The sequence below is a fragment of the Salinispora goodfellowii genome, assembly GCF_059570675.1.
The window spans coordinates 1-5,766 of record NZ_JCANTD010000063.1 but is presented as its reverse complement, the minus strand read 5'-3'; the positions used below and the strand labels follow the sequence as shown (position 1 = coordinate 5,766).

At 69.0% G+C, this 5,766-nt stretch carries 6 protein-coding genes and 4 pseudogenes; 5 read left to right on the top strand and 5 right to left on the bottom strand.

The window, feature by feature from the left end:
* Positions 1–113 precede the first annotated feature (113 nt).
* The 4 genes and pseudogenes from T398_RS26180 to T398_RS26165 form a co-directional block, all read right to left on the bottom strand.
* Positions 114–292 (bottom strand): annotated as a pseudogene (locus T398_RS26180) (IS256 family transposase); the annotation flags it as partial.
* A gap of 5 nt (positions 293–297) precedes the next feature.
* Positions 298–438 (bottom strand): annotated as a pseudogene (locus T398_RS26175) (IS110 family transposase); the annotation flags it as partial.
* Positions 439–465: 27 nt separating this feature from the next.
* Complete coding sequence (locus T398_RS26170; protein ID WP_496450480.1) at positions 466–1,170, bottom strand: prepilin peptidase; 705 nt, start codon at positions 1,168–1,170, stop codon at positions 466–468.
* Positions 1,171–1,200: 30 nt separating this feature from the next.
* Positions 1,201–1,551: a winged helix-turn-helix transcriptional regulator gene (locus tag T398_RS26165; RefSeq protein ID WP_496450479.1), complete on the bottom strand. Its 351-nt coding sequence runs from the start codon at positions 1,549–1,551 to the stop codon at positions 1,201–1,203.
* A 735-nt stretch (positions 1,552–2,286) separates the two neighbouring features.
* Between T398_RS26165 and T398_RS26160 the strand changes: the two genes are divergently transcribed.
* The 5 genes and pseudogenes from T398_RS26160 to T398_RS26140 all read left to right on the top strand — a co-directional run.
* Positions 2,287–2,883, top strand: a complete 597-nt coding sequence (locus tag T398_RS26160; RefSeq protein WP_496450478.1) for a hypothetical protein — start codon at positions 2,287–2,289, stop codon at positions 2,881–2,883.
* Positions 2,877–3,743: a hypothetical protein gene (locus T398_RS26155; protein WP_496450477.1), complete on the top strand. Its 867-nt coding sequence runs from the start codon at positions 2,877–2,879 to the stop codon at positions 3,741–3,743. Before T398_RS26160 ends, T398_RS26155 begins: the two co-directional genes overlap by 7 nt.
* Positions 3,740–4,417 (top strand): SAF domain-containing protein, encoded by a 678-nt coding sequence (locus T398_RS26150; protein ID WP_496450476.1) that lies wholly within the window; start codon positions 3,740–3,742, stop codon positions 4,415–4,417. The genes T398_RS26155 and T398_RS26150 overlap by 4 nt, the downstream gene beginning before the upstream one ends.
* A gap of 20 nt (positions 4,418–4,437) precedes the next feature.
* The gene (locus T398_RS26145) at positions 4,438–5,172 is read left to right on the top strand and encodes a MinD/ParA family ATP-binding protein (RefSeq protein WP_496450475.1); all 735 of its coding nucleotides are present in this window, start codon (positions 4,438–4,440) and stop codon (positions 5,170–5,172) included.
* Positions 5,169–5,504, top strand: a pseudogene (locus T398_RS26140) (CpaF family protein); the annotation flags it as partial. The gene T398_RS26145 and the pseudogene T398_RS26140, both read left to right, overlap by 4 nt.
* 4 nt (positions 5,505–5,508) lie before the next feature.
* Here the strand turns inward: T398_RS26140 and T398_RS26135 are convergent.
* Positions 5,509–5,766, bottom strand: a pseudogene (locus T398_RS26135) (hypothetical protein); the annotation flags it as partial.

The window sequence follows — 5,766 nt, the reverse complement described above, 5'->3', positions numbered from 1 at the left end:
CCAGCGCCGACGGTCCACCGTCGGCGAGGATCTCATCCCCGATCGGTACACCGCCGAGCGCGTTGCGACCCAGCGCCGACGGTCCACCGTCGGACGTTTCGACAACTTGGTATGTAGGTTTCAGCGGCTGGGAACGGTCGCTGAAGGTGAAGGTGAAGGCGAAGACGAAGGCGAAGGCGTTCAACGCGGGTTTCCAGCGCATCGTCCATCGGGTTCTGCCTGCTCCGGTAGGGTCCAGGGAGCGAGTCACCAGGTACAGACACTTCAACGCGGCCTGCTCGACGCCCCTGTGTTTGGTCAAGCAAGCGTTGGCTCGACGACCCCGATTATAATCTTGAAGATTTTGCGGGCGAGGTAGCGCTTCAGGCAGCGAAGGATCTCGTGTTTCGTTCGGCCTTCGGTGGTTCGTCGCTGGACGTAGGCGCGGGTGCGCGGGTCGACACGGAGTCTGGTCAGGGCGTGTGATCAACTACAGAACACAGCCGCTATCAGCGCCCCGGCGACCAGGTACGGACCGAAGGCAATGCTGTGCGTACGGCGCAGCGCCATGCGTGCTAGCGCTTCGGGTACGGCGAGCACGAAAGGCAGTAGGCCGCCGAGGAACACCGCAGGCCAGCTGATGGCACCCAATGCCGCACCGAGCAGCGCGGCCAGCCGCACGTCGCCCAGGCCCATTCCGCTGCCTGCCACGATGACCAAAGCCAGGTATAGGCCGCCAAGCGCAGCCGCAGCGAGCGTGGCGGTGACCAGCGTTCGGACCCGGCCCGTGATCGCTGCCTCACCGGCCAGCACAACGCCGACGGCCAGGGCAGCGACACTGATCACGGGCGTAGGCAGCCTGCGGAGGGCAACGTCAACGGCGGCGAGCAGCACGCCGGTGTGCATCACCACCAACCAGACCGCCAGCAGGGGCAGGCCGCCGCGGGCGTCGCGCAGAAGCCAGGCTAGGCCGACGGAGGCGACAGCCATCCCGATACCGCACAGCGCCGATACGGCCACCGTTGTTCGCACGCTCCTGGCCGCCGCCGAGGTGTCCCCTTCGGCCACGCCCAACTTCGACGGGCCCGCGGCTACTGCCGGCTTGGTCGCCAGCCACGTGTACGCGTGTGGCAGCGTCAGGCCGGCAAGTGCGCCGCCGGAGAGCGCCAGCCCCAGTGCTACGGGATTCATCGGCTGTGGCTTTCGGGGCGCACCCTCGGCCTACGCCGGTGCCGCGTCTGCACCTGTCGGCCGCACGCATCCGACGCGGTAGGTCTCTGACCAACGCCGTATTTCCCGCATGAACGATGAAAGCAGCGGCAGCAGGTGGGTGCCGGCGGCGGTGAGAGTGTAGGTACCGGCACCTGCGTCGTCAACGTGGTGCACTAAGCCACCGTCGCGCAGACGGCGCAGAGCGTCATTGAGTGATTTCGAACTCGGCGCCGGTCGGATCTCGCGCAGCAGCTCCGAGAATCGCATCGGCCGCTGGCCGAGGGTCGTAAGGATTTCCAGGCTCCACCGCTGTGCGCACAGTTTAATGGCGTCTTGCGCGTCCTGGAGGTCGTCGTCCATCCGCCTGCCCTCCCCGTCAAGGTCGGCCAGAGGGCGAGTCTAGGGGATCGACTGCTCTACGTGAACAACAAACTCACCTTGAGTCAAGCCAAGATCTTCACGACGTTGAGGAATCTCATTGAGATGAGAGCGTGCTGGACACGAGACGGCCGCCCTTGGTGAGTGCATGCAACATGCCCACCAGTGCGCACCCGATGCTGGTCAGCCGGTAGGCGCTTGCAGTGACGATCAGGCCCCCAACCACCTTGCTCGGTTCGCGCCACAAAGCCCGATTGCCTCACGCTGGCACAGGTCTGCCCGCAATATCGCGCGGGTTGCCTCATCCGCTCCGCCAACGCCCCAACGGCGACCGCTACAGGCTACTCAACGCTAGAGACTTGCAATGGCGGCGGGCCGACGCGGAGCTCCTCGGCGAGGGTCAGCGGTCTGAGGACCCTCGGTAGCGAAGCTCATGGTACGCGACCGCCAGAGCCTTTCGAGGTTTCCAAAGTATTCGCTCTCTATAGGCATAGCCTCACGAGTCCGACATCGACTTGCCGGATTGAAGCCGAAAAATTCACATTATCGGTTACCCCTGGGTGAGCACCTAGCAGTAATCACTGGGAGGTAAGCACGTTGCGGTAACTACGGGGGTCGGGTGTAGAGGTGGATCAGACATTCGTGCGTGCAACTTCCACGACAGCGGGGCGACCAGGCGTCGCTGTCGCCACGAACCGTTCGGAGGCGGGACGGCAGATGACGAGCCGTAACAGACAGCGAAGTTCCACTATCCGATCGCGAAGTCACCAGCTTCGGGCGGCGGGCTCAGCGATCGGCCTGATCCTGGCGGCCGGTGCGGGAGCATGCGAGACCGGGAGCACCGGGCAAGAACCTTCTCCCACCGCCTCCGTCGCTGTTTCCATACCCAGCCAGGATCCGCGTGATGCCGCCGAAGACGCCGCGCTGGACGCGTACCGCGGCATGTGGGCCGCGTACGCGAAGGCCGGCCTCACCGCCAACCCCGACGAGCCTGACCTCAGCAGGTTCGCCAGCGACGGCGCACTGAAGACGTTGCGGAATGGCCTGGCCACCTACCGGAGCAAGAAGCAGGTACTCAAGGGCGAGTACGTCCTCAACCCGCAGCCGGCCGAAGTTGCGCTCACCTCCTCACCCGCGACGGTGACAGTCACTGACTGTATCGATGACAGTAACTTTCTAGTCTACAACTTGTCGGGCGAACCGATCAACGATGTGCCCGGGGGCCGGCAGAGTGCGCGGGCCACAGTCACGAACCTCGCGGCCGGCAGCTGGAAGGTCACCAGCTTCGGCGTCCAGGACGTGGGGTCGTGCTGATGCGTCGCACCGCCCAATCCCTGATCGCCGCGGGCGCGGCAGCGATCGTGCTGGCATCCGGAAGCCCGGGATATGCCGACGGCGGCATCGGCGGGGTCAACTGCACGCAGAGCCCGTCGGCTCCCGAATGCGAGATTAGCGCCGGCACCCCCGGCGGGCCTGGCGGCTCCACCGGCGGCAACCAGGGCAGCGGCGGGTCCGATGACGGCTCGGATCGCGGCGGCGAAGACGGCTGCTACTGGGCGCCGGTCGACGGGGACTTCCCACCCCCTCCGGGTAAGGGCCCAGCGGGCGGTTGGTATTCGCGGACCTGCGTGGGCAACGGGATGGGGTCGAAGAAGGTACCGGTGTGGCTGGACCAGGCCCCGGCGATGAGCCTAGCGGCGTTGGCGCAGACAGCGCGTTCTCGGCTGCGCCTGCCCTCGCCGCGGATCCGCACGAATCCCGCGACGGCGCCGTTCGTGCTGGTGCAAGTGCCGGTGTGGCTGTGGGTGGACCCGGCGACCTGGGGTGCCCGGTCGGCGACCGCGTCGGTGCCAGGGGTGTCGGTCACCGCTACCGCGACGCCGACGCGGGTGGTGTGGTCCTTCGGCGACGGCAGCGACGACCTGACGTGCACTGGCCCAGGCAAGCCGTGGAGGCCGGGCACGGACCCACAGGCGTCCTCGCCGTGCGGGCATACCTACTCCTTCTCATCCGCTGCCGCGGCGGGGGCAGCGTTCCAACTGCGGGCGACGGTGACGTGGTCGGTCGTCTGGTCTGGTGCCGGTAGTGAAGGCACTCTCGCCCCGCTCACGACGACCTCGACGGTGTCCGTGCGGGTGGCGGAGTCCCAGGCGATCGTCGGAGGTGCCCGGTGAGCGTCACCACAGACCGTCCCCACGCGGCGGATACCACCGCCGCGGATCTGCCGCCGGTGTCCGCCCGTACGCGGCGGGTGGGGCGACGCAGCGGGCGGCGCGTGGTCGCCGGGCTGCTGCTGGTCCTGGCGACGGTGGTGACGTTTTGGCAGGTGGATCTGCGCCGGCACGTTGACGAGCAATTCCTCGCCGTAGCGCGGGACGTACCGGCGGGTCAGGTCATCGCCGACGCCGATGTGCGGGTGGTGCGGGTGGCAAACCCGTCCGGCCTGGACCTCGTCCCGGCCGAGCGACGCGGGGGGATCGTCGGCCGTTCTGCGGCGGTGCCGCTGGCGGCGGGGAGCCTGCTGGTATCCGCGCAAGTCGGGCCGGCGGCGTGGCCCGCACCGGGGCAGGCGGTGATCGCGGTGCCGGTCAAGCCGGGCCGGGCCCCGACGAGCCTGACCGCCGGGTCGCGGGTGGTGGTGCTGGTCGCTCCGCCTGCGGGGGGACAGCAGGCGTCGCAGCAGAACAACGGTGTGCGCCGGGCGGTGGCCACGGTCGTGTCCGTGGCGGCGGGCGGGGACCAGGTGGGCACGCAGTTGGTGACGGTGCTGCTCGCCGCGGATGCGGCGGAAGGGGTCGCGGCGGCCCCTGGAGACGTGTCGCTGGTGCAGCTCGGCCCGTCCCAGTGAGATGTGAGGAGGCGCGGGAGATGTTGGTGGTGGTGGCGTCGGTGTCCGGAGCGCCGGGCGCGTCGACAACGGCGTTGGGGATGGCGGCGTTGTGGCCGGAGCGTCCGGCGTTGCTGGTAGAGGCTGATCCCGGTGGCGGGGTGGTTGCTGCGCGGTTCGGGCTGGCGCAGGAGCCGGGTCTGGCGTCCCTGGCGGCGGCGGCACGGCATGGCGGGCACTCCGGCGGGGTGGCACCGTACGTGCAGCAGATGCCGCTGGGCTTGCACGTCCTCGTCGGCCCGGGTGCGGCCGAGACCGCCGCGGGCGCGGTGTCGGTCCTCGTCGGCCAGGGCGACGCGGTCGCGCGGTTGGCGCCGGTAGTGGTCGCCGACGTGGGTCGTCTCTACGCCAACAGCCCGGCGTGGGGCCTGCTGCGCTTCGCTGACGCGGTCGTGCTGGTCACCTCGGGGTCGACGGAGTACCTGGATCACCTGGACACTCGCCTGCCGGCGCTGCGCGCCGCAGCGCGGCCGGATTTTGTCGGGCTGGCGGTCTGGGGCCGGTCGGCCTACCCCCCGACCGAAGTCAGTGGGCGCCTCGGTGTCCCGGTGTGGGCGCAGTTGCCTACCGATCGGTGGGGCGCGGGCGTCCTCGCGGGGAGGATGATGGGGCGGGCGTGGACACGTACCCGCCTTGCCCAGGCTTTGCGCGCCCTCGCCGCGTCCGTCGCGGTCGGCGGACAGTCCGCCGGTGCGGCGCTGGAGGTCGCGCGGTGACCGCCTTGACCCTGAACGGCGGTACGACCGCGGTGACGCCGGAGGTGGTGGCGCGGCTGCGCGCCCGGGTCAGCGACCGTCTGGCCGCGCACGGCGCGCAGCTTCCCGACGGTGAGCGCCACGCGGTGATCGCGGGATACATCGCCGAGGAACTGGTCGTCCACGCCCGCGAGGACATCTCCGCCGGCCGGCTGCCGCTCACTCCGCAGGGCGAGGCGGCCCTGGCCCGCGCTTTGCGGGACAGCTTCACCGGCTTGGGCGGGCTGCAGAGGTTGATCGACGATCCGCGGGTGGAGGACATCTTCGTCAACGGCTGTGAGAGGGCGGTCTGGAGTATTAGGTCCGTTTTAGGGTGAGGGTGAACACTCCGGGTTCGTCCTCGGTCAGGACGTGGCGGTTGACCATGCGCTTGAGCTTCGCGCGGGTGGCTTCGACGTGTTTCGGTGAGGGTTCGACGCCGAGTGCGAGGCAGATGCCCTTGGCTCGCATGCCGGTGGGCGCGGTGGCGAGGACGTGCAGGATCTGCTGGTAGGGGGCGCTGGTTATCGCCGGGTCGTCGGCGGTGAACTCGGCTGCGGTGAGGGTGCGCAGGGT